Genomic DNA, 25,635 nt, shown 5'->3' with positions numbered 1-25,635 from the left:
CAGACCGTTTTCTCATTCCGTTTCCGGACTTGGATTCAGATCCAGCGGCCAGTTGGACCGGCCTTTCGCCTTTCGGCTGCTCCGACTTTATCAGATCCTTTCGGGCCTGATTCCCGGTCGAACTCGGGGTGTCTTCCCGGCTGTTGGGCCGTTCCGACGTCTCAAACTCTAGCGGATTTCCCGGCCGACTCATAATCGAGTCTGTCGAATGGATTTCGGCATACCGAAATCTACCCCGGCTGGGGATCGTGCTGAGTGTGAGTGCCGCATCCGCGGCGGGAGTTGCCGTCGCAGAACCGTTCCGGCCCCGCGACAACTCGGAGAACTTTACGGATGCGTGAAGTTCGTGTCAAATCCACTCGACAGCCGGAGCAAAAGGTGCTGGTCCGGGGCGGTGGAGCGCCGTTCGGGCGGGTTCCGGGGCCGTTGGCGCCCGGGGCCGGGGTGGAGCCGGGCGGTCAGTCCAGGTCGGTCAGCCGGCCGCCGGCGTCCGGCTGGGCGTCCTCCACCCGGCGCAGGACCCGGATCAGCAGCTCGCCGAGGACTCCCCGCTCGTCCGCCGAGAGGTCCTGGAGGAGGTCTCCCTCGAAGTCGCTGGCCATGCGCATCGCCTCCAGCCACTTCGTACGTCCCTCGTCCGTCAGCTCCACGATCACGCGCACCCGGTTGTTCTCGTCGCGGTCGCGGGTGACCAGGCCCTCGTTCGCCATGCGGTCTATGCGGTGGGTCATCGCGGCCGGGGTGAGGCCGAGGCGCTTCGCCAGCTCGCCGGGGCCCATCCGGTAGGGGGCGCCGGCGAGGACCAGGGTCTTGAGGACCTCCCACTCGGCGTTGCTGATGCCGAGGGTCGCGAGCTGGCGGCCGTAGCCGACGTTCATCCGGCGGTTGAGCCGGCCGAGTGCCGAGACCACCTTCTCGACCTGGGGGTCCAGGTCTCCGTACTCGCGCTGGTACGCGGCGATCTGCTCGTCGAGGGACGGCTCCTGGATGGCGGAGCCGGTCACTGCTGGGCCGTCGGGGCTCGCGGTAGGCATACGGGGCAGTATCGCACGGCACTCATTGGTGTTGAAGTCCTTCGATGTGTATTGTTAAGGATCTAACTTTACTGTTGAAGTCTTCAGGCTTCAGTACTTCGATCTTTGAGGCAGGTGAGTGTGACCAGGGCGGCTGGTGCAGCGATGCGCCGAATCCAGACGGGGAGCGCGCTGAGCGCGTTCGGACTCGGTTTCACGGTTCCGTATCTCTATGTGTACGTGGCGCAGGTACGGGACCTGGGCGCGACGACGGCCGGTGCCGTCCTCGCGGTCTTCGCGATGGCCGCCCTGGTCGCCCTCCCCTTCACCGGGCGGGTGATCGACCGGCGCGGGCCGCTGCCCGTGCTGGTGGGGGCGGCGGTGCTCGCCTCGGTGGGCGCGGTGGCCATCGGGCTCTCCGAGAGCGTCCCGGCGGTGGTGGCCTCGGCCGCCGTGCTGGGAGCCGGTACGGCCGTGATGCAGCCGGCGCTCGCCACGATGCTCGTGTGGTGCGTGGACGCCCCGGGCCGCACCCGGGCCTTCGCCATGCAGTTCTTCCTCCAGAACCTGGGGCTCGGCCTCGGCGGGCTGATCGGCGGACAGATCGTCGACAAGAGCCGGCCGGAGAGCTTCACCCTGCTGTTCGGCATCGAGGCCGTGATGTTCCTGGTGCTCGCCGGGATCGCGCTCACCGTGCGGCTGCCGCGTCCGGTGCCGCTCCAGGGCGCACCGGCCGCGCCGCAGAGCGGCCGGGCCGGGATGCGGGCGCTGCTCGGGCACAAGGCGATGGTCCAGCTCTGTGTGCTCGGGTTCGTCCTCTTCTTCGCCTGCTACGGACAGTTCGAGTCGGGTCTGGCCGCCTATGGCACCGAGGCCGCGGGGATCGAGCCGTCGACCCTCGGTACGGCGCTGGCGGCGAACACCGCGGTCATCGTCCTGGCGCAGTTCGTGGTGCTGAAGTTCGTCGAGCGCCGCAAGCGCAGCCGGGTGATCGCCGCGGTTGGCCTGATCTGGGCGGTCGCCTGGGTGCTCGCGGGGGTCGCGGGCCTGGGGTCGAGCAGCCAGGCCATGGCCACGGCCGCGTTCATCTCCACGTACGCGCTCTTCGGGCTCGGGGAGGCGATGCTCGCGCCGACGGTGGCGCCGATGGTCGCCGATCTGGCGCCGGAGTCGATGGTGGGGCAGTACAACTCCGCTTTCGCGCTGGTCAAGCAGATGGCGCTGGCGCTCGGGCCGGCCATTGGCGGGCCGATGGGGGCGGCGCTGCACGGTCCGTACATCGTGACGTTCGTGCTGTTCTCCATCGGGATCACCGTGCTGGCGATCAAGCTGGGGCGGCAGCTCACTCCCGTACAGAATCAGCCGTATCTGGCGGTGAAGTCCCGGGTGGTGGCGCAGCACAAGCCGGCCGAGCAGGTGGAGGCGGCTGCCTGAGGCCGCCGGGGCCCTTCGCGGGGTTCAGGCGGGGAGTGCGAACTCGCACCAGACCGCTTTGCCGCCGCCGGGGGTGCGGCGGCTGCCCCAGGACGAGGCGATCGTCGCGATGATGGAGATTCCGCGACCGGCCTCGTCCTCTGTTTCCGCGCGGCGGCGGCGCGGGAGGTGGTCGTCGCCGTCGGTGACCTCGATGATCAGCCGGCGGTCGGTGCGGCGGAGTCTGAGGCGCATGGGCGGGGTGCCGTGCTGGAGGGAGTTGGCGACCAGTTCGCTGGTGGCCAGCACGCCCAGGTCGTGCAGCTCGGGGGAGAACCGCCAGGAGGCCATCACCCCCGACGCGAAGGCGCGGGCGCGCGGGGCCGCCTCGGTGCCGCCGAGGAGGTCGAGCGCCGCGTTGTGGAACAGCTCGGCGGTGGGGCCGGTGCGCGCGGGGTGCTGGACGACGAGGACGGCGACGTCGTCGTCGTGGTCGGCGGTGACTCCCTGGGAGCGCAGCAGCCGGTCGCAGACGGTCTGCGGGGTGCCGGTGGCGCCGGAGAGCGCGCGTTCGAGCGAGGCGACGCCTTCGTCGATGTCCTCGCCGCGCCGTTCGACCAGGCCGTCCGTGTAGAGGACGGCGCTGGAGCCGGGCGGGAGGGCGATGGAGGCGGAGCTGTGGAGCCATCCGCCGGTGCCCAGGGGCGGTCCGGTGGGACCGGCGGCGCGGCGCACGGTGCCGTCCTCGTCCCGTACGAGGACGGGGAGGTGGCCGGCCGAGGCGTAGAGGAGTCTGCCCTCGTTGGGGTCGTGGACGGCGTAGACGCAGGTGGCGATCTGGCTGGCGTCGATCTCGGCGGCGAGTCCGTCGAGCAACTGGAGGACCTCGTGGGGTGGGAGGTCGAGCCGGGCGTAGGCCCGGACGGCGGTGCGGAGCTGGCCCATGACGGCCGCCGCGCGCACTCCCCGGCCCATGACGTCGCCGATGACGAGGGCGGTGCGGCCGGCTCCGAGGGTGATCACGTCGTACCAGTCGCCGCCGACGGCGGCGTCCTCGCTGCCCGGCTGGTAGGTGGCGGCGATCCGCAGATCGTCGGGTTGTTCCAGCTCCTGGGGGAGGAGGGAGCGCTGGAGGGTGACGGCCATCTCGCGCTGGCGGCGCTCGCTGGCGCGCAGCCGGTCGGCGGCCTCCGCGTGGTCGGTGACATCGGCGGCGAAGACGAGGACTCCGGGGCCGGTGCCGGGGATGTCCACGGGGAGGCAGCTCGCGGTGTAGGAGCCGCCGGCGGCTCTGCGGGACTTCACGGTGCGTGAGGTGCCGCCGCGCAGGACCTGGTCCATGAGCGGGGTCAGGCCCAGCTCGGCCAGTTCGGGGCAGGAGTCGGCGGCCCGGCTGCCGATCGGGCGGGGGCCGAAGGCGGTGGTGTAGGCGTCGTTGACGTACGCGACGCGGTGCTCGACGCCGTGGAGGACGGCGACCAGGGCGGGGAGGCCGCCGAGCAGCTCGCGGATCGGGACGTTCTCGATCGCGGGGGCGGCGGGGAGCGGGCCGGGGGGCGGTCCGGCCGGGCGAGCGGCCCCGGTGGTCCCCGCGCGGGCGGCGTTCGTGGCCGCGGCGGCGTCCCGGGGAGCGTTGTCGCAGGTGGGCGCGGGGCCCGTGGGGGTGGACCCGGTGGGGCCGGGCCCGGTCCGGCCGTCGTGGGCGCCATCCTCCCGGGCCGTGTCCCCCCGGGCGGCGGGGACCGAGCCGTCGCCCCGGGTGTCGGTCCGGCCGCCGTCTCCCCGCTGGGCCGGGCGCGGCGACGCCGTGGAGATACCGCGGTCGGTCCTCCGCGCCGCGGCGCGGCGCTGCGTCCCGGGGAGCCTTGCGCTCCAACGCGTGAAGTTCACTGACTTTCTAGCCTCAATGGTTGTCGCCAAGAGTCACGAGGGTCACTCTGTGCAAATGTGAGCCCACCTATGGTCACACGTCCAGTGTGACCGAACGTACTGACAGCCGGTGTCGACTGGGCGTCTACTAGGCCCTTCCGGGGTGGCCTTCCGGGCCCTGTGCGCCGTGGTCATCCGCCTCCGGGGCCGCTGCCGCCGGGTCCGGGTCCCGGGGTGTCCGGCGGTCCGGGCTCCGGCGTGTCCGGGGGTTCCGGCGCGTCCGGGGGTTCCGGTCTCGATGCGTCCGGGGGTCCGGAACGGTGTGTGTCCGGCGAACCGGAGCGGTGGGCCTCCGGCGACCCGGGCCGGTGGTTTCCCGGGAGCCCGGGCCGGTGCAGGTCCGGGGGGCCCGGGCGGTGGGTGTCCCGCGGCGGGCCGCCGATCGCGGCGCTCTCGAACTCGGCGCGCGGGTGTTCCAGCGAGCCGAGGGAGACGATCTCCCGTTTGAACAGGCCGGCGAGGGTCCACTCGGCCAGCACCCGCGCCTTGCGGTTGAAGGTGGGCACCCGGCTGAGGTGGTAGACCCGGTGCATCAGCCAGGCCGGATAGCCCTTCAGCTTGCGTCCGTAGACATGGGCGACACCTTTGTGCAGACCCAGGGAGGCCACGGAGCCGACGTACTTGTGGGCGTACTCCTCCAGGGGGCGTCCGCGCAGGGACGCGGCGATGTTCGCGGCGAGGGTCCTGGCCTGGCGCACGGCGTGCTGGGCGTTGGGCGCGCACTCGGCGCCCGGGGCGGCGGAGGTGATGTCGGGGACGGCTGCGGCGTCCCCGGCGGCCCAGACGTGCTCCGTACCGTCCACGGCCAGGTGGGCCGTGCAGCGCAGCCTGCCCCGCTCGGTGAGCGGGAGGTCGGTGGCGGCGAGGAGCGGGGAGGGTTTGACGCCCGCGGTCCAGACGACCGTACGGGTGGGGAAGCGGCTGCCGTCGCTGAGCCGGGCGACCCGGTTCTCACAGGAGTCCAGACGGGTGGTGAGCCGGACGTCGATATTGCGGGCGCGCAGCTCCCGGATGGCGTAACGGCCCATCTCCTCGCCGACCTCGGGGAGGATGCGGTCGCTGGCCTCCACGAGAATCCACTTCAGGTCCACCGGCTTGATGTTGTGGTAGTAGCGGGCGGTGTAGCGGGCCATGTCCTCCAGTTCGCCGAGTGCTTCGACGCCCGCGTAGCCGCCGCCGACGAAGACGAAGGTGAGGGCGGCGTCGCGGACCGCCGGGTCGCGGGTGGAGGAGGCGATGTCCATCTGTTCGATGACATGGTTCCGCAGCCCGATGGCCTCCTCGACGGTCTTGAAGCCGATGCCGTAGTCGGCGAGACCGGGGACGGGGAGGGTGCGGGAGACGGAACCGGGCGCGATGACGAGTTCGTCGTACGGCACTTCGATCGCGCCGGTCCCCTCCTCGGGGGTGGCGAGGGTGGTCACCGTCGCGGTGCGCTTGGCGTGGTGGACGGCGGTGGCCTCGCCGATGAGGATTCTGCAGCCGTCGAGGACGCGGCGGAGCGGGACCACCACATGGCGCGGGGAGATGGAGCCGGCGGCGGCCTCGGGGAGGAAGGGCTGATACGTCATATAGGGCTCGGGGGTGACCACCAGGATCTCCGCCTCGCCGCGTTCGATCTCCCCTCTCAGCTTCCGCTGGAGGTGGAGAGCCGTATACATCCCGACATAGCCACCACCGAGGACGAGAATGCGCGTGCCGGCGGTGGGCACGTCCGGTGGGGTGCCGGGGGCGTGGCCCCGGGAGTCAGCTGCCTTCACCATCCCATGACGCAACGGTCCCCGGCGTTTGTCCACAGCCCCGGCAAATTGTGTGACCGGAGGCTCTGTGCCGCCGTGCGCCGGGTGCCTGTCGGGCGAAAGGGAAGGTGTGCAGGTCAGGGGTGGCGTGAAGGGGGGTGCTGGGGGGCGTAAAAGGGAGGCTTCCGGTCCTTGCTCCGATCGGGGGGCGCTCCGTGCGGAACTACCCCCTTCTGAATTGACCCCCGCTCAACTATGTTCGTACCTCGTCGGGGTGCTTGGTCAAGGCGCGCCCGGCAGACCAGTGGGGAGGTCTCCGGGGGGAGACACAGTGACCGGGGGAACGCGTATGACCATTCAGGATTCGCCTTGGCAGACCGCCGTATCGCCGGCCACGGACTCTCGTGTTCCGGTCGGTCATCCGAGCGGTGAGGGAACCGGCGCGAACGGGCGGACGGGATCGGGCGGGGCGGGCCGTTCGGCGCCGCTGAGGGTGGACGCCCAGCGCAATCTGGAGCATGTGCTGCGCGCCGCTCGTGAGGTGTTCGGCGAGCTGGGTTACGGCGCGCCGATGGAGGATGTGGCCCGCCGGGCCCGGGTGGGCGTCGGTACGGTGTACCGCCGCTTCCCGAGCAAGGATGTGCTGGTGCGCCGGATAGCCGAGGAGGAGACCTCCCGGCTGACCGAGCAGGCGCGGGCGGCTCTGGGGCAGGAGGAGGAGCCGTGGTCGGCGCTGGCCCGGTTCCTGCGGACGTCGGTGGCGTCGGGCGCGGGCAGGCTGCTGCCGCCGCAGGTGCTGCGGGTGGGTGTGGAGCCGGAGGAGTCGGCCGAGGCGCGGGTGCCGCATCAGCGGTCGGGTGCGCCGGTGGACCGGGCCGTGCCGGAGCGGCCGGGGACCGGACAGCCGGATCTGCGGGTCGTGGGGCAGCGCCCGGTACCGGCCGGTGAGCAGGACGACTCGGGCGCCGGGGTGCTGCTGGAGGTCGTGGGACAACTGGTGGACCGGGCGCGGGCGGCGGGTGAGCTGCGGGGCGATGTGACCGTGGCCGATGTGCTGCTGGTGATAGCCACGGCCGCGCCCTCGCTTCCGGACGCGGCTCAGCAGGCGGCGGCCTCCGCCCGGTTGCTGGACATTCTGCTGGAGGGGCTGCGGCCGAGGGCGGTGTGACGGCGGTGCCCCTCCGGGGGTGATTCGGGGGTCCTGATCGTGCGTGGATTCGGTCAGGTCTCCTCGGATGAGTGGTTGACACCGCTGGACGTCCGGTGCGCTGGTGCCGTGTGGCACGCTTGCCCGGTGTTCGGGTCTGAGGTGCTGACGGCGGCTTCCGCAATGAATGAGGGCTTTCCGCGATGAGCGGTGACGGGCGGGACGCGCGGGACGGATCAGCGGGTGGCCCGGGCGGTTCGGAAGGCCCGGACGGCGGCGGGGGCACGGAGACCGGCGGGCGGCCCGCCGAGCAGGTGCCGGAGCAGGGCGGGCCCGGTGGGGCCCGGTTCGGGTCCCGGCCCGGGGTTCCCGCTGTCCCCCCGTTCACCTCCTCCCCTCCGTCCTCGGCCTCCTCACCTTCGTCGCGGTCTTCGGCTTCCTCGCCTTCCTCTCCGTCTTCCTCCTCCCTGCCGTCCTCCTCCTCTTCCGGCGCGGCCTCCGGGGGAGCCTCCGTGCCCGGTCAGGGGACGGGGGGCACCCGGGCGGACGACTCGCCGGTGTTCGGTGTCCCCGCCGTGGGCCCCCGGGACACGGCCGTGCCCGCGCAGCGCGAGGGCGGCGGGGGAGGGTACGAGTCACTGCTCCCGCCGCCGCGCGAACAGCCCCACTCCGACGCCGACTTGATCCAGCGGATGCGGAGCGGGGACGACAGCGCCTACGCGGAGCTGTTCCGGCGCCACTCGGAGGCCGTGCGCCGTTACGCGCGCACCTGCTGCCGGGACGCCCACACCGCCGACGATCTGACGGCCGAGGTGTTCGCCCGGACCCTGCAGGCCGTGCGCGGGGGCGCGGGACCCGAGCACGCGGTGCGGGCGTATCTGCTGACCACGGTCCGGCGGGTGGCAGCGGGCTGGACGAGGACCGCGAAGCGGGAGCACCTGGTCGAGGACTTCGCGGTGTTCGCGGCGGAGGCCACGCGGGAACCGGCCGGCGCGGCGGGCACCACCCTCGAACTGGGCGCCGATGTGCGCGCGATGAACGAGGCGGAGCGCTCGCTGGCGATGCAGGCGTTCCGGTCGCTGCCGGAGCGCTGGCAGGCGGTGCTGTGGCACACCACCGTCGAGGAGGAGTCGCCGAGTGAGGTCGCGCCGCTCTTCGGACTGACCGCCAACGCCACGGCGGTGCTGGCCAGCCGGGCGCGGGAGGGGCTCAAGCAGGCCTATCTCCAGGCGCATGTCAGCTCCTCGCTCACCTCGGGCGGGGACTGCGCGCGGTACGCGGACCGGCTCGGCGCCTACGCCCGGGGCGGGCTGCGGATGCGGGCGGAGCGCGGGCTGCGCAAGCATCTGGAGGAGTGCGCCAAGTGCCGGCTGGCGGCGGGGGAGCTGGCGCATGTCAACTCCGCCATCCCGGCGCTGCTGCCGGTCGCGGTGGTCGGCTGGTTCGCCGCGGGGTACTCGCTCAAGGCGGCGGGCATCGCCGCCGGGGGCGCGGCGGGCGCCGCCGGGGCGGGTGCCGCCGCCGCTGCCACGGGAGGCGGCGCGGCCGGGGGGACGACGGGTGCGGCCGGGGGCGCGATGGCGTCCGAGGGGCTGGGGGCTCCGGCGAAGGCCGGGATCGGCGCGCTGGTGGCGGTGGCCGCGGCGGCCGGGCTGGTGTGGGCCTTCGCGGGCGACAGCGAGCCGCCCGGGCCGGAGGCCAAGCCGCCGGCCGTGCGGCCGGTCGTGCCGCCCGCGCCCCCGCCCTCGCCCGAACCGGAACCGCCCGTGCCGCCGCGGCCCGAGCCGGAGCCGGCGCCGGAGCGCCCCGCGCCACGGCCCGCGAAGCCGAGCGCCGCGCCCGAGCGGCCGGCGCCCCCGGAGCCGGAGCCCTCGGCGTCGGAATCGCCCCGGCCGAGCCCCACCCCTTCGCCCGCCCCCTCCTCGAAGCCCACACCCGGGCCGGAGCCGACGCCGAAGCCGAGCCCGAAGCCGCCCGAGCCGAGCCCCACTCCCTCACCGCGGCCGAAGGTCTACCAGATCAACCGGTTGCCGTACGGGGTGTACGGCGACCACACCGGGCCCGAGGTCCGGCTGCACGAGAGCACCTGGCTCTGGCAGCGGACGAATCTGCTGATCGGCGGGGTGCGGTACGCGCACGGGGCGACGGTGAACGCCCGGTCGTCGATCACCATCGATCTCAACCGCCCGTGCTCCCGCTACGACGCCGTCGTCGGGGTGGACGACCTCACCCACGGGCTGGGCGCGGTCCGTTTCTCCGTCTACGGCGACGGCACGCGGCTGTGGCGGTCCCCGGTGGTCCGCGGAGGCGACCCGGCGGTGCCGATGCAGGTCGCCATCGGCGGCCGGAAGACGATCCGGCTGGTGGTGGAGCCGCACACCCCCTTCGACGAGGTGGCGCTGGCCGACTGGGCCCGCTCCCGGATCAGCTGCTCCTGAGCGGAGGGGAGCGGAGGGGAGCGGAGGGGAGCGGAGGGCCGCCCGGTCCGCCGCCGGGCCGGCACGAGGCGGTGTCCCTCCCGAGCGGGGCCCGGCCCGCCGGGCTTTCGCGGCTCACGACGGGTGTCCGTCCCGGAGGGCGCGGGACCGCGCGCCGTGCCGCGGGTGCCGTGCCCGTGGGTGCCGTGCCCAGCGGGCCGGCCGCGGGCACCCCCGTACCGGCGGTCCGATCGCTACGACCTCAGGGACGGCTTCAGCGGTACCCCGCCCGCGACGGCCCGGCTGCGGGGGGCCGCGGTGCCGGTCCAGCAGGTGCCGCGGCGGGAGAGGAGCCGGCGGAGCCAGAGTTCGGTGGAGACGAGGTCGGCGAGGCCGTCGAGCGGCAGGGGTTCACCCTCGGCCGCGGCGCGCAGCGCCTTGCGGACGACCCGGGCCTCGATGAGGCCGGCGTCCGCGAGCAGCGGGGCGTCGAAGAGGGCCATCAGCTGGGGGAGCGCGGCGCGCAGGCCCCGGTGGGCGGTGGCGGTGGCGGAGGAGTGGGTGGGGGTGCCCCAGCCGGGGGGCAGTTGGTGGATGCCCGCGCCCGCGAGGACGGTACGGAGGATCTCGGCGCGCGCCCCCGGGCGTACCCGCAGGGACTCGGGCAGGTCGCGGCAGGCGCGGACGACCTGGTTGTCCAGGAAGGGGGCATGCATCCGCTGGCTGCGGACCTCGGCGGCCTGTTCCAGAATGCGCTGGTCCAGGGCGTGCCGGGTGAGCGCGGCGCGGGCGCGGGCCTCGCCGGGGCGCTGTACGGAGACGGGGCGGGTCGCCGCGTCGATGAGGCGAACCGATACTTCGGCGAGCGCCTCGCCGGTGAGCCAGCGGGCCGCCGGGCCGGGGCGGGACCAGGTCAGGGCGGCGAGGGAGGCGTCGAGCGGGCCGGTCCCGCCCGCCCGGGCGCCCGCCCGGTTGGCTTCGACGAGCCGGTCGGCCGCGGTCTCCAGTCCGGTGCGGTAGGGCGTACGGGCGAGCCGGCGGGCCGCGCGGTAGACGGTCAGCGGTATGAACAGGGAGTGCGGAGAGGCCCCTTCGGCGCGGGTGAGCGCGGCGACGGGCCGCAGCAGATGGCGGCGGCGGCGGTCGAGCAGCAGATCGGCGAGGCGGGCCGGGTGGGCGTCCAGGACCTGGCGGGCTCCGGCGCCGGTGAAGTGGTCGGCGCTGCCGGACGCGAGCCGGCCCCGGTGGCGTTCGGCGACGACGAGGGAGGGGGCGGGCTCGTCGGTCAGCGGCCCGTTCTCCAGATGGGTGTACGGGAGCCCTTCCTCGCCCGCCGCGACCACGACGTGGTGCAGCCGGGGGTCGTCGGCGAGGGCGCGGGCGCGCTCCAGTTCGGGTTCGCGGCCGTCCTCGGTGAGGTCGTTGTAGGTGACGGCGAGGAGGCGTTCGCCCGCGCCGGTGCCGTGGCCGAGGAGGGTGCCGGGCCTGCCGGGGAGCCCGGCGGCGAGCAGGGCGAGGGTGCCGGACGCGCTGCCCCCGGAGAGGTCGGCGCCGATGCCGGGGGCGGGGGCTCCCCGGCGGGCGCGCCGGTCGGCGGGGCCCATCCCGGGCACCGGGCCCGGGTCGGGCGGCGCGGTCTCGGGCGCGTGCCGGGGTGCGGTCAGCCGCGCCCGTACCGCTTCGATCAGCGCGTCCCGTACGCCGTCCACCGCCCGCTCGGGCTCGATGCGCGGGCCGGCGACGGCGAGGGAGGCGACCGGTTCGTAGCCGGTGACCTCGCGGGAGCCCTCGCGGAGGATCAGGGCGTGGCCGGGCGGGATGCGTTTGACGCCTTCGTACGGGGTGGAGTCGCGCAGGGCCTCGGGGGTCTCGGGGCAGGCGAGGAGCGCGGCGAGGTGCCCGATGTCGAGCTGTGCCTCGATGAGGTCGGCGAGCGGGAGGGCGGCGGTGGCGTAGGCGGTGCCGTTGGCCCAGGGGGTGTGGAAGACGGGTCTCGCGCCGGCGAGGTCGCCGACGACGGTGATCCGCCGTCCGGCCTGGACGACGGCGGTGTAGCTGCCGGGCCAGGCGGTGAGGTGGCGCAGGGCGCCGCCGCGGGCGGAGAGCAGTCCGGCGCGCAGTTCGGCGTCGCTCGCGGCGCAGCAGCCGAGGACGGCCATCCGGGTGGGGGCTCCGGCGGCGCCGGGGGGCGGGTCGAGGGCGACGACGCGGACCTCGTCGGGGCGCCAGTCGCCGACGGCCCAGAGCGGGTCGGGGTCACCCCACAGCAGCTGGGAGCCGACGGGCTGGATGGTGCGGCCCTCGTCGGACGCGCCCACGGCTCCCGCCGAGCCGAAGCGGGCGGCGATACTGCTCCATCCCACCAACCACCGCATCGCCGCCTCCACAGGCTGTGGACAGACCCGGCCGCCGGGCCCGGCCGTTCGGGAGTACGCTACGCCCGGCGGGCGAGCACGCCGCAGCCGGACACACGGGACAAGCATCACACCCGAACACACCTGACAGCTGCCGCCCGATGGCCGGTCGCCCGCCCTGTGCGCAGGGCCGCACCTGGCCGTTCGGGCCCATGGTGCCACGAAGGCGGCGCACGGACGCGCCGCCGGGTAGCACGAGCAAAAAGTGAACGCGCCCCCGGCGGGTCCGGGTTGACGGCGGTCCGGGGAACGGCGGATCGGTCACGCCGAGCACAAAACGAACAAAACGCTTAACGGAGACAGTCGATATTCGGACAATCTCTGGAAGATCGAAGGCAGCGCAGAAGCCCCCGAACCACCCCAGGGGAACTTCCGCCGCCCGGGACCGCCGCGGGCACACAGCAGTCCGGGAGGCGGGCTGCGCCTCCCGGACCGGTCCGCCGCCCGCGGGGATTGAAGACGGCGGTGTCCCCCAGCCCACTGGTTCCAGTACGCAGTGGACCGACCCACGCAGCACTCATGGAAGCTCTTCCCCGACACTCCGGACAGAGCGCACACACAGGCGCACGGCCACACAACCGGGGCTCAGCCAGGGCGCGCCACGACCCTCCCCGCACCGCCTCCGCGACCGCACATCCCCAACGCACAACAATCTCGCCATACGGAACTCCGCCCCTTAACGGTCGGGATGCGGCGAACTACGCTGGGTTTACTGATGTTCTGAACCTACGGGCATATTCCGCGGGCCCGGCCAGGCACTTCTGCGACCGGGGCCGCACCGGGGGGCCGGAAGCCGCCCGACGGCGAGGACTCGGTACGAATGCCGCGCGCCGGACAGCGACGCGGCGGCCGTCTGTGTGTCGAGGGGTGGGCCATGTCCAGGGAGCAACGCGGGCCGAACGAAAAGCTCGGCACCGTTCTCGCCCTCGCGGGAATCAGCAACGCCGGCCTCGCCCGGCGCGTCAACGACCTGGGCGCCCAGCGCGGACTGACCCTCCGCTACGACAAGACCTCCGTCGCCCGGTGGGTCTCCAAGGGCATGGTCCCCCAGGGCGCCGCCCCCCATCTCATCGCCGCCGCGATCGGCGCCAAGCTCGGCCGTCCCGTACCCCTGCACGAGATCGGGCTCGCGGACGCCGACCCGGCGCCCGAGGTCGGGCTCGCCTTCCCGCGCGACGTGGGCGCGGCGGTCAAGTCGGCCACCGAGCTGTACCGCCTCGACCTCGCGGGCCGGCGGGCCGGCAGCGGCGGGATCTGGCAGTCCCTGGCCGGGTCCTTCGCGGTGAGCGCCTACGCCACCCCCGCCTCCCGCTGGCTGATAACACCCGCCGACTCCTCGGTGGAACGCCTCCCCGACCCGCCGCCCGGCGAGGGCTCACCCGACGACACGCCGGCCCGCGTCGGCCACAGCGATGTGGCCAAACTGCGCGAGGCGGCCGAGGACGCCCGCCGCTGGGACTCCAAGTACGGCGGCGGGGACTGGCGCTCGTCCATGGTCCCCGAGTGCCTGCGGGTGGACGCGGCGCCCTTACTGCTCTCCTCGTACTCGGACGAGGTGGGCCGCGCCCTCTTCGGCGCGACCGCCGAACTGACCAGGCTCGCCGGGTGGATGGCCTTCGACACCGGCCAGCAGGAGGCCGCCCAGCGGTACTACATCCAGGCGCTGCGCCTCGCCCGCGCGGCGGCCGATGTCCCCCTGGGCGGCTATGTGCTGGCCTCGATGTCGCTCCAGTCGATCTACCGGGGCTTCGCCGACGAGGGCGTGGACCTGGCCCAGGCGGCACTGGAGCGCAACCGCGGCCTGGCCACCGCCCGCACCATGAGCTTCTTCCGGCTGGTGGAGGCCAGGGCGCACGCGAAGGCCAATGACGCGGTCGCGGCCGGTGCGGCGCTGAAGGCGGCCGAGGGGTGGCTGGAGCGCTCCCGGGACGGCGACCCCGACCCGACCTGGCTCGGTTTCTACTCGTACGACCGGTTCTGCGCGGACGCGGCGGAGTGCTACCGCGATCTGAAGGCGCCCCGGCAGGTGCGGCGCTTCACCGAGCAGGCGCTCTCCCGGCCCACCGAGGAGTTCGTCCGCTCGCACGGGCTGCGGCTGGTGGTGAGCGCCGTCGCCGAGCTGGAGTCGGGGAACCTGGACGCGGCCTGCGCGGCGGGCACCCGGGCGGTGGAGGTCGCGGGCCGGATCTCGTCCGCGCGGACCACGGAGTACGTACGGGATCTGCTGCACCGGCTGGAGCCGTACGGCGACGAGCCGAGGGTGGTGGAGCTGCGGGAGCGGGCCCGCCCGCTGCTGATGACCCCGGCGTAACGCTTCAGCGGGGCTCCGGGGCCGGGAGGGGGGACCCGGTACCGGGCCGTTGTCAGTGGGCCGGTGCACTATCGGGGTGGGAGGTGGCGTGGTGGCGGTGGAGAGGGACGGTTCCGGCGGTGGTGCCGGCGGCGGCTCCGGCGACGGCGGGCGGAGGGGTGCCTTCGACTGCGACGTGCTGGTGATCGGCGGCGGGATCGTCGGTCTGTCGACCGCCCATGCCCTGACCCGCGCGGCTCCCGGCACCCGGGTGACCGTCCTGGAGAAGGAGCCGGCCCCGGCCCGCCACCAGACCGGCCGCAACAGCGGAGTGATCCACAGCGGGATCTACTACCGGCCGGGCTCGCTCAAGGCGCGGTTCGCGGTGCGGGGCGCGGCGGAGATGATCAAATTCTGCGCGGAGCACGACATTCCCCACCGGGTCACCGGAAAGCTGATCGTCGCCACCGGCCGGGAGGAGCTGCCCCGGCTCCACGCCCTGGTCCAGCGCGGCCGGGAGAACGGCATCCCGGTGCGGGAGCTGGGCCCCGCGCAGATCCTGGAGTACGAGCCGGAGGTGCGCGGGCTCGCCGCGATCCATGTGGGGACGACGGGGGTGTGCGACTTCGGGGCGGTGGCGGCCCGGCTGGCGGCGGAGTGCGACGCGGCCGGCACCGCGATCCGCTGCGGCGAGGAGGTCGTCGCGGTGGACCGCCGCCCTTGGGGGGTGGCGGTGCGGACCGCCTCGGGGACCGTGGTCAGATCCCGGGTCCTGGTGAACTGCGCGGGGCTGTACTGCGACCGGGTGGCACGGCTGACCGGGGACGACCCCGGGATGCGGATCGTTCCCTTCCGGGGCGAGTTCTACGACCTGACGGAGCCGGAGCGGGTGCGGGGGCTGGTGTATCCGGTCCCCGACCCGGCGTTTCCCTTCCTCGGGGTGCATCTGACGCGCGGGATCGACGGCTCCGTCCATGTCGGGCCGAACGCGGTGCCCGCCCTGGCCCGGGAGGGGTACCGGGCGGCGGTGATCCGTCCCGGGGAGCTGGCGACCACCCTGGGCTGGCCCGGCACCTGGCGGCTCGCCCGCCGCCACTGGCGGTACGGGGCGGGGGAGGTGTACCGCTCCCTCTCGAAGCGGGCCTTCACGACGGCGGTCCGGCGGCTGCTGCCCTCGGTGACGGAGGGGGTGCTGAGGCCGGCCCCGGCGGGGGTGCGGGCGCAGGCGGTGCTGCGGGACGGGAGCCTGGCGGACGATTTCCTGATCAAGGAGACGGCGCGGGCGGTGCATGTCCTGAACGCGCCCTCGCCGGCGGCGACGGCGTCCCTCCCCATCGGCCGGGAGGTGGCCCGCCGGGTGCTGCGGCACCTCTGAGATTTTGGGGGCGGGGGGGGTGGGGCTTGGTCTCTCCCGGAGCTGCCTCCGGGAGGTGGGGGGCAGCTCCGCTGGGGAGCCGAGGCACGAGGTCCGGCCCCTCTGGGGGCACCTCCCAGAGGCAGCTCTGGGGGAGATTGAGGAGCGGGGTTCGGGGGCTGGCCCCCGACCCGGGTCCGCAGGATGCGGGGTCCTGTCGCACAGGGTCCGTCCTCAAACGCCGGACGGGCTGAGTGGGCCGGACCCGCTGGGAGGGCTCGGGCCACCCCTGGTGCGGCGTCCGTCCTCAAACGCCGGACGGGCTGAGTGGGCCGGACCCGCTGGGAGGGCTCGGGCTGACCGTGATGCGCGGAGGCGGGTCGCGGGGCTCTCGCGAGGGGGCGAGGGGGTCGTAGAATTCAGGAACTGTGTCCGAGACGCGAAACCACACCCACGCCCCGCCCACCCCCCGCTTCCCCGGTGGGCCCGTCGCCGACCCCGCCGGCTCCCACCACGAGCGGCGCATCCGCAGCTTCCAGCCGCGCCGCAGCCGGGTCACCACCGGACAGGGGGAAGCGCTCCAGCGGCTCTGGCCGCAGTGGGGCATCGAGATCGACGGGCACCGTGTGCTCGACCTCACCGAGACCTTCGGCGGCCTCCCGGTCGTCCTGGAGATCGGCTTCGGCATGGGCGAGGCCACCGCCCGGATGGCCGCCGCCGACCCCGGCACCGGCATCCTCGCCGTCGATGTGCACACCCCCGGCCAGGGCAATCTCCTCGGCCTCGCCGAGCGGAACGGCCTCTCCAACATCCGCGTCGCCAACGGCGACGCGATCATCCTGCTCCGCGAGATGCTCGCCCCCGCCTCGCTGGACGGCCTCCGCGTCTACTTCCCCGACCCGTGGCCCAAGAAGCGGCACCACAAGCGCCGGCTGATCCAGCCCGAGTTCCTCACCCTCGCCGCGCGCTGTCTCAGGCCGGGCGCGGTGCTGCACTGCGCGACCGACTGGGAGCCGTACGCCGAGCAGATGCTCGATGTGCTCTCCGCGCACCCGGACTTCGAGAACACCCGGGCGGACGGCGGCTACGCGCCCCGCCCAGCGTTCCGCCCCCTGACCCGGTTCGAGGGCCAGGGCCTGGACAAGGGCCACACCGTGCGGGACCTGCTGTTCAGCCGGACCGAGCGGCTTCCCGAACGGCTTCCCGGGCGGTAGACGCGGCGTCTCGCGGCAGGGTGGGCGCCGAGACGGCGTCGCCAGGTGTCAGTGGGCGTCGTTAGGGTCGTTGGGTGTCCGAGCCGCTCCCCCATCACCCGCAGCCCCGTCCGCCGTCCAACGCGCCACCCCTCCAGCCGGACGGGGAGCCGTCCCCCGCCCCCGTTCCGCCCCCGCGTCCGGCGACCGCTCCCACCCCCGGTCCCGCCGTCCCCGCCTGCGCGCGGCAGCCGGTGTTCGACGCCGTGCCCGAGCGGGCCCGCTGGCGCTACAAGCCGCGCCGGGCCGCCCGGCTCTGGCAGAGCAAGGCGCTCCGGGCCGGTCTCCCGATCACCGTGCTGGCCCTGTGCGCCCTGGTGATCCTCGCGCTGGTCCGGGACGAGACCGGCACCCAGGGCTTCCTCGTCGGCCTGGGGCTGGCCACCCTCCCCGTACCGCTGCTCGCCGCCGCCTTCCGCTGGCTGGACCGGGTCGAACCGGGCCCCTGGCGGAATCTGATCTTCGCCTTCGCCTGGGGCGCCTTCGCCGCCGCCCTGGTCGCGATCCTCGCGAACTCCTTCGCGATCCGCTGGATCGCCACCGCCACCGCCGACCCCACCAGCGCGGACACCCTGGGCGCCACGGTGATCGCGCCCATTGTCGAGGAGAGCGCGAAGGCCGTGGCCATCGCGCTGATCTTCTTCTTCCGCCGCCGGGAGTTCACCGGAATCGTGGACGGCGTGGTGATCGCCGGCTTCACCGCCACCGGTTTCGCCTTCACCGAGAACATCCTCTACCTCGGCACGGCGTTCGGTGAGGACCGGGAGCTGGGCCAGTCGGGCCTGGAGTCGGTGACCGCCGCGACCTTCTTCGTCCGTATCGTCATGTCGCCGTTCGCCCACCCCCTCTTCACCGTGCTGACCGGCATCGGCTTCGGGGCCGCCGCCCTGGCCGCCCGCCACCGCCGGTTCCGCAGGACCGCGCTGCCGCTGCTCGGGCTGCTGCTGTCGATGGCCGTGCACGCGCTGTGGAACGGCTCGGCGTCGTATCTCGGCCCCTGGGGCTTCTACGCGGTGTACGGGGCGTTCATGGTTCCCGCGTTCGCGCTGCTGACCTGGCTGGTGATCTGGACCCGGCAGCGGGAGCTGCGCACGATAGCGTCCGAACTGCCCGCCTACGCGGCGGCCGGCTGGCTCGCCCCGGCGGAGCCGCCGGCGCTGTCGTCGATGAAGGCCCGCGCCCTGGCCCGTGATGTGGCCCGGCGCACGGGAGGTCCGGCGGCGGCGCACACGGTGTCGGAGTACCAGCGGTTCGCCACCTCGCTGGCGTTTCTGCGCCACCGGGCCGGCCGGGGCGCGGCGGGCCCGGACTTCGTCGCCCGGGAGCAGGAGCTGCTCCACCACATGTGGCAGCGGAAGGACGCGGCGTCCCCGGCGCTGATCCACGCGGCGCGGGCGACCGGCCGGGTCCGGGTGCCGCCGCCGTACCGGGACTACGAGGGGTACAACCCGTACCGCCGCTGAGTCCGCCCGGGAAAGACCGGCAGCCCTGGCATGGGGGGTGGATGCCAGGGCTGCCGGGGTTCCGCGGCCGGTGAGGGGGACCCCTCAGGGAGCCGTCAGGGGTTGAGGTTCTTGCTGCGCAGCCAGGCCATCGGGTCCATGGCGGAACCGCCCGGGGTCATGACCTCCAGGTGGAGGTGGTCGCCGGAGGAGTTGCCGGTGGAGCCGACCCGGCCGATGGTCTCGCCGGTGGAGACCTGCTGGCCCGCGCCCACGGTCATCGAGGAGAGGTGCGCGTACGACACCTCGGTGCCGTCGGAGAGCTGCAGCACGATGCGGTAGCCGTACGAGCCGGACCAGCCGGCCGACTTGACGGTGCCGCCGCCCACGGCCTTGACCGGGGTGCCGGCCGGGGCCGCGAAGTCGAGGCCGGTGTGCTGGCCCGAGGACCACATGGAGCCGGACTGACCGTAGGTGGCGGTGATCGTGTACGAGGAGGTCGGCAGGGCGTAGCTGCCGGCGAGCTGCGCGGCGCGCTTGGCCTCGGCCTCGGCCGCCGCCTTCTCCTTGGCCTTCTGCTCGGCCCTCTCCTTGGCCTCGGCCTCGGCCTTCTCCTTGGCCTTCCGCTCCGCCTCGCGCTCGGCCTCGGCCTTGGCCTCGGCTTCCTTCTCCGCCTTCTCGGCCGCCGCGGCGGCCTTCTCGGCGGCGTCGCGCTCGGCGGCGGCCCGCGCTGCCTCGGCGGCACCGGCCTGCTGGTCCTCGGCCTGCTCCAGGATGCGGGAGCGCAGGGCCTCGGCCGCGGTGGGCTGGGCCTCCTGGGCGGCGAGGCCCATGGTCTCGTACTCGGCGGTCCGCTCGCGGTCCGCCTCGGCGCCGTCCGCGGCGTCCTCGGACATGAAAGCGCCGACGCCGGGAAGAGAGTCGACGTCGGGGAGGGATATCGCGATGGCGGGTTTGTTCTGCGCGGTGGCGATGCCACCGGCGCCGACGGCGGCGATCACACCGACACCGAGAACGGTGGAGCTGCGGGCGAATCCACCGCGCTGCTTCATCACACGGTGGCGGTGCCGGCCGCGCACCGGGCGGACGGTCTCCGCGGTGGGGTTCCACTCACCGACGGACCGCTCGGCCCCGTCCTCGCTGAAGACCGCAGTCGTGTAAGGCGATTCCGGGGCAGGCCTGTTTGACGCCACTGAGGCGTACTCCTTTCCTTCCTTATCGCCTACCGGGTTAGCTGACGGGTTCGGAGCAGGAAGGTCTCCTACGGGCAGCGCTCACCGCGAACTGAACGGTGGACGATGTCCGATTCACCCCAATGGGTGGTTCCCCGGTTCCCTTGCGGGATTCGGCGCACGCGCGCGGCGCCACCCTGACGGCGGCTGGGACGACCGCGCTGCGTTATCGAACGTTAATAGACACGCGGTCCGGATTCCAAGTTGTTCCGAGTGATCTTTAAACTCTTTGCCATGGACTTAACGGGACACAAGCAGCCGGATTCGGGCGACCTGAGCGGCAGTCAGCCTCCGCGCCGAAACTGACGGTATATCAATTGTTATCAGTCGTTGTCGGAGGGGTGACCTCTGATTACGCACCGTGGGAAGGGCGGCCCGACCGGTTCCCGCCATCGCCGGCGCCATCGCCGCCGCCGGACACCGGACCGGGTTCGGGACCGGGTTCGGGGGCCGTCGCCGGGCTGGTCAGCGCGAGCAGGGCCATGTCGTCCGTGGCGCCCCCGCCCGTGTGCCGCCGCACATCGTCCAGTACCGCGTCCAGCAGCTCCCCCGGCCCCGTGAAGATCCGGCCCCGCAGGCGCGCGGCCGGGTCGTAGAACACCCCGTGCGCGTCACGCGCCTCGGAGACCCCGTCGGTGTAGAGGAGCAGCGTGGCGCCGGGCGGCAGCGGGTACTCGTCCGCCCGGTCCGGCCGGGGCTCCAGCTCGCCCATGGAGAGCGGGAGGGCGTGCTCGCGGGGTTCGAGCGGGCCGAGCCCCCCGTCCCCGTACAGCATCAGCGGGGCCGGGTGGCCCCGGTTCACCAGCCGTACGACGCCGCCGGAGCGCGGGATCTCGCCGAGGACGGCGGTGGTGAACGCCTCGACGGCGTCCAGCGTCTCGCGCCGGCCGGCCTCGCGGTTCAGCGCCCGCTCCAGCCGGCCGGTGACCCGCTCCAGCGATGTCTCCTGCTCGGCGGCCTCCCGGAAGGCGCCGATGGCGACAGCGACCGCCTCCACCGCGCCGAGCCCCTTGCCCCGGACATCGCCCAGCACCAGCCGTACGCCGTGCGGGGTGTCCTGGACGGCGAAGAGGTCGCCGCCGATGAAGGCGTCCGCGACGGCCGCCTCGTAGCGCGCGGCGACCCGGAACCCGCCGATCCGCTCGGCGGGGGTGGGCAGCACGGCCCGCATGGCGGTCTCGGCGACGACCCGCGCCGAGGCCAGCCGCTCGTTGCCGCGCCGGATGACCCGGTTGATGAGCAGCGCCAGACCGGAGACGGTGACGACGGTGACCAGCTCCGTGTACGTCGTGGGCTCGTCCAGCGTCTCCTTGTAGAAGTGGAGCCCGATCACCCCGGCGGTCGCCGCGAGCCCGGTCAGCAGGGTGGTGCGCCAGGAGAAGAAGGGTGCGGCGATCAGCGGGGCCGCCGCGAACATCGGCGCGGCGGTGAACCGCTGCGGGGTGGCGAGATCGAAGACGAAGCCGCCGACGATCATGAGCACGGGCAGCATCCGGACAAAGCGGCGCGCGCCGTATCCACTGAGCTGTTCCTGCGCCAAGGGTGCTCTCCCGACCGGTTCCGGCCCGCCGACGGCTGCGGACACGTCTCCCGCGCCCCTCCCAGGGTCGCGGCAACCGCGCGGGGAGGCGAGCCGCCGCCGTCCAACCGGGCGATACACCGGGCGGGGGCCGAGGACGCGCGCATACGACAATGGCCCGGCACTTCCTGAGAAGTGCCGGGCCACGGTCTTTCAGTAGCGGGGACAGGATTTGAACCTGCGACCTCTGGGTTATGAGCCCAGCGAGCTACCGAGCTGCTCCACCCCGCGTCGTTGAACACAACCTTACGCCATCCGGAGCGCGCTTCTCCCCACTTTCCCCCGGAGGCGCGGAGCGAGCCCTCATTTCCGGGGTGTTCCCGGCCTGCGGGGGCCGGATTTCCCGCCCCGACCCCCACCTAATGCACCGAATTCACCCTCTTCGCCACCCCCATCCGGCTGTCCCGCCGGGGAGGCGGCGGCCGGTCAGTCGGTCAGTTCCCGCTCGCCGAAAATCCTCATCGCGTCCCGGACAAAGGCAGCTGTCCCTTCCCCATGGCGCTCGTAGTGGGCCGCGAACCGCTCATCAGTGACGTACATCTCACCGAGTCCGATGAAATGGCACTTCGACGGGGCGTCCATCGCCGACAGCCATCCGTACTGGCGCCGGGTGATCGCCTGCGCCCGCTCGCCGCCGGGCTCCTCGCCGTCCGCCAGCGCCCGGGCGAAGTCCGCCGCGATGCCCTTCTGCTCCCGCAGATATCCCTGGCGCTCCGGCTCGCTCAGCGAGCGCCACCACTGGTCGCCGCGCTGATACGCCCGCCGGCCCCAGCGCTCGGTGACCTCCCGCTCGTACCGGGTGTGGTCGAAGCCGTCGAGCACGTCCTCCGCCATGAGCTGTTCCCCTCTCTCGGTCTTGTGCAGAGTGGTCCGCACCGAGGCGATCTGCCGCCCGATGCGCTCGCGCTCCTGTTCCAGGAGGCCCAGATGGGCCCGGAGCGCGGCGGCGGTGTCCCGCTGGCCCCGGAGCACCTCCGCGATGGCGGGCAGGCCGAGGCCCAGCTCGCGCAGGAGCAGAATCCGCTGGAGCCGCACCAGGGCATCGGGCCCGTAGTAGCGGTATCCGTTGGCACCGACCCTGCTGGGTTCGAGCAGCCCCATGTCGCCGTAGTGGCGCAGGGTGCGGCTGGTGGTCCCGGCGCGCCGGGCGATTTCCTGGATCGACCACTCCATGGCCCGAACGCTAGATCTTGACGTTGCGTCAAGGTCAAGCCGGATGTCCGGGACTCCGGGACTCCGGGACTCCGGGACCCCGGGACTCCGGGACCCCGGGACTCCGGGACACCCTCTGCCCCCGGGGTCCCGGTCCGGCGGTGGCCGCGCCCCGGTCCGGCGACGGCTCACCGCACCCGGGCGGCCCGCATCCGCAGATAGTTCGCCTCGGGCACGCTGAGGGTGCGCTGAGCGGCGAGCCGGTAGGCGGCCCGCGCGCCCTCCGCGTCCCCCGCGCGCTCCAGCAGATGCGCGCGGACGGCGTCGAGCCGGTGGTGCCCGGCGAGCCGGTCCTCCACCGAGGCGACCTCGGTGAGCCCCGCCTCGGGCCCGTGGACCATCGCCACCGCCACGGCCCGGCCCAGCGCGGCCATCGGCTCGGGTGTGAGCCGTACGAGAAGGTCGTACAGCCCGAGGATCTGCGGCCAGTCCGTGGCATCGGCGGAACCGGCCTCGTCGTGCAGCGCCGCGATGGCGGCCTGGAGCTGGTACGGCCCGGCGGGCCCCTGCCCGAGGGCCTCCTCGACCAGGGCGCAGCCCTCCTCGACGGCCGGCCGGTCCCAGCGGCCCCGGTCCTGCTCGTCGAGCGGGATCAGCTCGCCGCGCGGACCGGTGCGGGCGGCCGAACGGGCGTCGGTGAGCAGCATCAGCGCGAGCAGTCCGGTGACCGCTCCCTCCCGGGGCAGCAGCCTGCGGAGGCGGCGGGTCAGCCGGATGGCCTCGCGGGCGAGGTCGGCGCGGTGCAGGGCGCGGCCGGAGGTCGCCGTGTACCCCTCGTTGAAGATCAGATACAGCACCTGGAGCACGGCGGCGAGCCGCTGGTCACGGTCCTCGGGCAGGGGCTGCCGGAAGGGGACGCCCCTGATCCGCTGCTTGGCGCGGCTGATGCGCTGCGCCATCGTCGGCTCCGGTACGAGGTGGGCGCGGGCGATCTCGGCGGTGGTGAGCCCGCCCACCGCGCGCAGGGTCAGGGCGATCTGGGCGGCGGGGGCGAGTGCGGGGTGGCAGCAGAGGAAGAGCAGGGTGAGCGTGTCGTCCTCGGAGGGGACGCGGCTCTCCCCCGGCGCGCCCCCGTCCGGGAGCGGGGGCGCGAGGGCGGCGGCGGTCTCCTCGCGGCGGCGCCGGGCCTCCTCGGCGCGCAGCAGATCGGTGAGACGGCGCGCGGCGACCCTGATCAGCCAGCCCCGGGGGTTGCCGGGGACGCCGTCGGCGGGCCACCGCACGGCGGCGGCGAGCAGCGCCTCCTGCACGGCGTCCTCGGCGAGGCCGAAGTGTCCGTACCGGCGCACGAGCGCGCCGAGGACCTGCGGCGCGTGGCGGCGCAGCAGGTCCTCGGTGCCGGCGGTGCGGTCGGTGCCGGCGGTCCGGTCGGTGCCGGCGGTGCTGTCCGGTTCGGTCATGCGCCCGCGGAGCGGGTGTCCGCGCCCGCCGACGACTCCCCGCGGTCGCGGTCAGACCTCACCGCCGTCACCGTCCTGGATGGGCCGGATGACGACGGCGTGGACGGGGGTGCCGGCCGGTTCGGGACAGCGCGTGACCCGGGCGGCGATCTCGGTGACCCGCTCCAGGCTCTCGCAGTCCACCACCCAGTACCCGGCGAGGACTTCCTTCGTCTCGCCGTAGGGGCCGTCGGTGATCACGGGCCGCCCGTCGGGGCCGGCGGTGACATGCCGGGTCTGCGCGGGCGCGGTGAGCCCCTGGGAGTCGACCAGCTCACCGGAGTCGGCGAGGTCGTCGCTGATGGCGCTCATGTACGCGAACATCGCCTGGAGCTCCTGCTCGCTCCAGGCCGGGGCGTGGGGGGATGCCTTGCCGGCCATGGCCTCATAGTCGGCCTGGGTGCCCTGAACCATCACCAGATACTTCATGATGTCGCTCCTCGGTTGTGGTGGCCGCCCCTTGTGGGCGGCTCTCACAGGGGACGTCGGAGCCGATGACGGGTTCTCGACAGGTCTCGGCGCACTCGCGGGAAATTCTGGGGGTTCCGCGTGCCCGGGGCCAGCCGGCGGGGGATACGGGGGCTACTGAACGGCGCCGACCAGGCCGGTGACCGGGTCGGTCAGCGTGGCGAGCTGGGCGGGCACCTCCATCAGGGCGTTCAGCTGGTGGAGCTGGTTGATGCCGCCGGTGACCTGCTCGACGGGGCCGGCGGCCGGGGGCGCGGGCGCCGCGGAGGCACCGGAGACGGAGAGGACGGAGGCACCGGCGGCGAGGGCGGCGGCGGCGAGCATGCGCTGTGTCTTGGTCATGCCGGGTCAACGTCGGCGGGCGGCGCGGGTCACGGCCCCGGGCCGGGGATGACCCACAAGGAGCGCGTCCGGCCGGGGAGGGCGCGTTGACCCGGTGAGCGGACGGCCGAACACCAGCGGCAGACAGAAGCGGACAAACGGGTGAACCCGCACCCCCATATGGCGCAGCAGTTCGGTTCGTTGGCCCACTTCCGGGTGATCTGCCCGTATCTCCGGTGTCGTGATCAAGAACTGGAGGCGTGCCACCGCGGCCGCCGCATTCGCCCTTCTGCCCCTCACCCTCCTGACCCCCGCCCGGGCGGCCGGCTCCACCCCTGCGGCGGCCCGCGCGCCCGAGACCGCGGCCATCGGCGTGGCGGTGGGCCGTCTCGCCGTCACCACCGAGGACCGCACGGGGTACGAGCGTGACTCCTTCCGCCACTGGAACACCGGCCTCGACCCGGACGACGGCTGCAACACCCGCGCGGAGGTCCTGATCGCCGAGGCCGTCGAACCCCCCTCGGTCGGCGCCCGCTGCGCCCTGACCGGCGGCTCCTGGTTCTCGTACTACGACGGCCTGACCGTCACCCCGGCCGGCGCGCTCGACATCGACCACATGGTCCCCCTCGCCGAGGCCTGGGACAGCGGCGCCTCCGCCTGGACCCCCGCCCGCCGCGAGGCCTACGCCAACGACCAGGGCGCGGCCACCTCCCTGATCGCGGTCACCGCCCGCACCAACCGCCAGAAGTCCGACCAGGACCCGGCCCAGTGGCTCCCCCCGGCCGAGAACACCCACTGCCGCTACCTCGCGGAGTGGACCGGCACCAAGCTCCGCTGGAACCTGACGGTGGACGAGGCCGAACAGGACCGCCTCTTCCTGCTCGCCGCCGGGTGCCCGGGCACGACGGTCACCTACGAGCCCGCGCCGTAGAGCCGCGGGGCTGTCCCGCCGCCGGCGCTCCGGAGTCCGGTA

General features: G+C 73.8%; 18 protein-coding genes, 1 tRNA gene and 1 riboswitch. Of the genes, 8 read left to right on the top strand and 11 right to left on the bottom strand.

Translation table 11 applies throughout. The features are described 5' to 3' along the window. Positions 1-458: 458 nt before the first annotated feature. The gene (locus ACWCRA_RS11620; RefSeq protein ID WP_351550543.1) at positions 459-1,034 is read right to left on the bottom strand and encodes a MarR family winged helix-turn-helix transcriptional regulator; all 576 of its coding nucleotides are present in this window, start codon (positions 1,032-1,034) and stop codon (positions 459-461) included. Between the two features lie 144 nt (positions 1,035-1,178). On the opposite strand from ACWCRA_RS11620, the gene ACWCRA_RS11615 reads away from it, so the two are divergent. Continuing rightward, positions 1,179-2,447, top strand: a complete 1,269-nt coding sequence (locus ACWCRA_RS11615; protein ID WP_351550546.1) for an MFS transporter — start codon at positions 1,179-1,181, stop codon at positions 2,445-2,447. A gap of 24 nt (positions 2,448-2,471) precedes the next feature. On the opposite strand, the gene ACWCRA_RS11610 is transcribed toward ACWCRA_RS11615, so the two are convergent. Both ACWCRA_RS11610 and ACWCRA_RS11605 read right to left on the bottom strand, forming a co-directional pair. Continuing rightward, on the bottom strand, positions 2,472-4,316 hold the full coding sequence (locus ACWCRA_RS11610; RefSeq protein WP_351550549.1) for an ATP-binding SpoIIE family protein phosphatase: 1,845 nt from the start codon (positions 4,314-4,316) through the stop codon (positions 2,472-2,474). Positions 4,317-4,486: 170 nt separating this feature from the next. Further along, positions 4,487-6,118, bottom strand: coding sequence for an NAD(P)/FAD-dependent oxidoreductase (locus tag ACWCRA_RS11605; protein ID WP_451067323.1), 1,632 nt, complete (start codon positions 6,116-6,118; stop codon positions 4,487-4,489). Between the two features lie 325 nt (positions 6,119-6,443). Here ACWCRA_RS11605 and ACWCRA_RS11600 point away from each other — a divergent pair, with 325 nt between their 5' ends. Both ACWCRA_RS11600 and ACWCRA_RS11595 read left to right on the top strand, forming a co-directional pair. After that, the gene (locus tag ACWCRA_RS11600; RefSeq protein WP_351550554.1) at positions 6,444-7,262 is read left to right on the top strand and encodes a TetR/AcrR family transcriptional regulator; all 819 of its coding nucleotides are present in this window, start codon (positions 6,444-6,446) and stop codon (positions 7,260-7,262) included. A gap of 182 nt (positions 7,263-7,444) precedes the next feature. Beyond that, the gene (locus ACWCRA_RS11595; protein WP_451067322.1) at positions 7,445-9,679 is read left to right on the top strand and encodes a sigma-70 family RNA polymerase sigma factor; all 2,235 of its coding nucleotides are present in this window, start codon (positions 7,445-7,447) and stop codon (positions 9,677-9,679) included. Between the two features lie 233 nt (positions 9,680-9,912). Here ACWCRA_RS11595 and ACWCRA_RS11590 read toward each other — a convergent pair whose 3' ends face one another. Then, positions 9,913-12,033 (bottom strand): asparagine synthase-related protein, encoded by a 2,121-nt coding sequence (locus tag ACWCRA_RS11590; protein ID WP_351550560.1) that lies wholly within the window; start codon positions 12,031-12,033, stop codon positions 9,913-9,915. 913 nt (positions 12,034-12,946) lie between these two features. On the opposite strand from ACWCRA_RS11590, the gene ACWCRA_RS11585 reads away from it, so the two are divergent. The 4 genes from ACWCRA_RS11585 to ACWCRA_RS11570 all read left to right on the top strand — a co-directional run bounded on the left by ACWCRA_RS11585 (position 12,947) and on the right by ACWCRA_RS11570 (position 18,432). Continuing rightward, complete coding sequence (locus tag ACWCRA_RS11585) at positions 12,947-14,383, top strand: MFS transporter (RefSeq protein ID WP_351550562.1); 1,437 nt, start codon at positions 12,947-12,949, stop codon at positions 14,381-14,383. A 175-nt stretch (positions 14,384-14,558) separates the two neighbouring features. Further along, positions 14,559-15,737 carry an L-2-hydroxyglutarate oxidase gene (gene lhgO, locus ACWCRA_RS11580; RefSeq protein WP_351550763.1) on the top strand — a complete coding sequence of 393 codons (1,179 nt, stop codon included), beginning with the start codon at positions 14,559-14,561 and terminating at the stop codon, positions 15,735-15,737. Positions 15,738-16,144: 407 nt separating this feature from the next. Beyond that, on the top strand, positions 16,145-16,930 hold the full coding sequence (gene trmB, locus ACWCRA_RS11575; RefSeq protein ID WP_351550565.1) for a tRNA (guanosine(46)-N7)-methyltransferase TrmB: 786 nt from the start codon (positions 16,145-16,147) through the stop codon (positions 16,928-16,930). Between the two features lie 74 nt (positions 16,931-17,004). Then, entirely contained in the window at positions 17,005-18,432 is a 1,428-nt protein-coding gene (locus ACWCRA_RS11570) for a PrsW family intramembrane metalloprotease (protein ID WP_451067321.1), read from the top strand. Between the two features lie 95 nt (positions 18,433-18,527). Here ACWCRA_RS11570 and ACWCRA_RS11565 read toward each other — a convergent pair whose 3' ends face one another. From ACWCRA_RS11565 to ACWCRA_RS11535, 7 genes are all read right to left on the bottom strand, one after another. After that, positions 18,528-19,604, bottom strand: a complete 1,077-nt coding sequence (locus ACWCRA_RS11565) for a M23 family metallopeptidase (RefSeq protein ID WP_451067320.1) — start codon at positions 19,602-19,604, stop codon at positions 18,528-18,530. Positions 19,605-19,615: 11 nt separating this feature from the next. Next, positions 19,616-19,772: riboswitch (cyclic di-AMP (ydaO/yuaA leader) on the bottom strand. 223 nt (positions 19,773-19,995) lie between these two features. After that, positions 19,996-21,183, bottom strand: a complete 1,188-nt coding sequence (locus ACWCRA_RS11560) for a PP2C family protein-serine/threonine phosphatase (RefSeq protein ID WP_451067319.1) — start codon at positions 21,181-21,183, stop codon at positions 19,996-19,998. A gap of 196 nt (positions 21,184-21,379) precedes the next feature. Beyond that, positions 21,380-21,453: transfer RNA gene (locus tag ACWCRA_RS11555), tRNA-Met, on the bottom strand. A 195-nt stretch (positions 21,454-21,648) separates the two neighbouring features. Further along, positions 21,649-22,395, bottom strand: coding sequence for a MerR family transcriptional regulator (locus ACWCRA_RS11550; RefSeq protein ID WP_351550571.1), 747 nt, complete (start codon positions 22,393-22,395; stop codon positions 21,649-21,651). Between the two features lie 167 nt (positions 22,396-22,562). Next, positions 22,563-23,834, bottom strand: a complete 1,272-nt coding sequence (locus ACWCRA_RS11545) for an RNA polymerase sigma factor (RefSeq protein WP_451067318.1) — start codon at positions 23,832-23,834, stop codon at positions 22,563-22,565. 51 nt (positions 23,835-23,885) lie between these two features. Then, complete coding sequence (locus ACWCRA_RS11540; RefSeq protein ID WP_351550575.1) at positions 23,886-24,302, bottom strand: YciI family protein; 417 nt, start codon at positions 24,300-24,302, stop codon at positions 23,886-23,888. A gap of 153 nt (positions 24,303-24,455) precedes the next feature. Continuing rightward, entirely contained in the window at positions 24,456-24,683 is a 228-nt protein-coding gene (locus ACWCRA_RS11535; RefSeq protein ID WP_351550578.1) for a hypothetical protein, read from the bottom strand. A gap of 220 nt (positions 24,684-24,903) precedes the next feature. On the opposite strand from ACWCRA_RS11535, the gene ACWCRA_RS11530 reads away from it, so the two are divergent. Then, positions 24,904-25,593, top strand: a complete 690-nt coding sequence (locus ACWCRA_RS11530) for an HNH endonuclease family protein (RefSeq protein ID WP_451067317.1) — start codon at positions 24,904-24,906, stop codon at positions 25,591-25,593. The last annotated feature ends 42 nt before the right edge of the window (positions 25,594-25,635 follow it).

The sequence above is a fragment of the Streptomyces sp. NPDC001889 genome, assembly GCF_053594535.1.
Note: the sequence above shows the minus strand (reverse complement) of the source record. Positions and strands in the feature narration are given on the sequence as shown.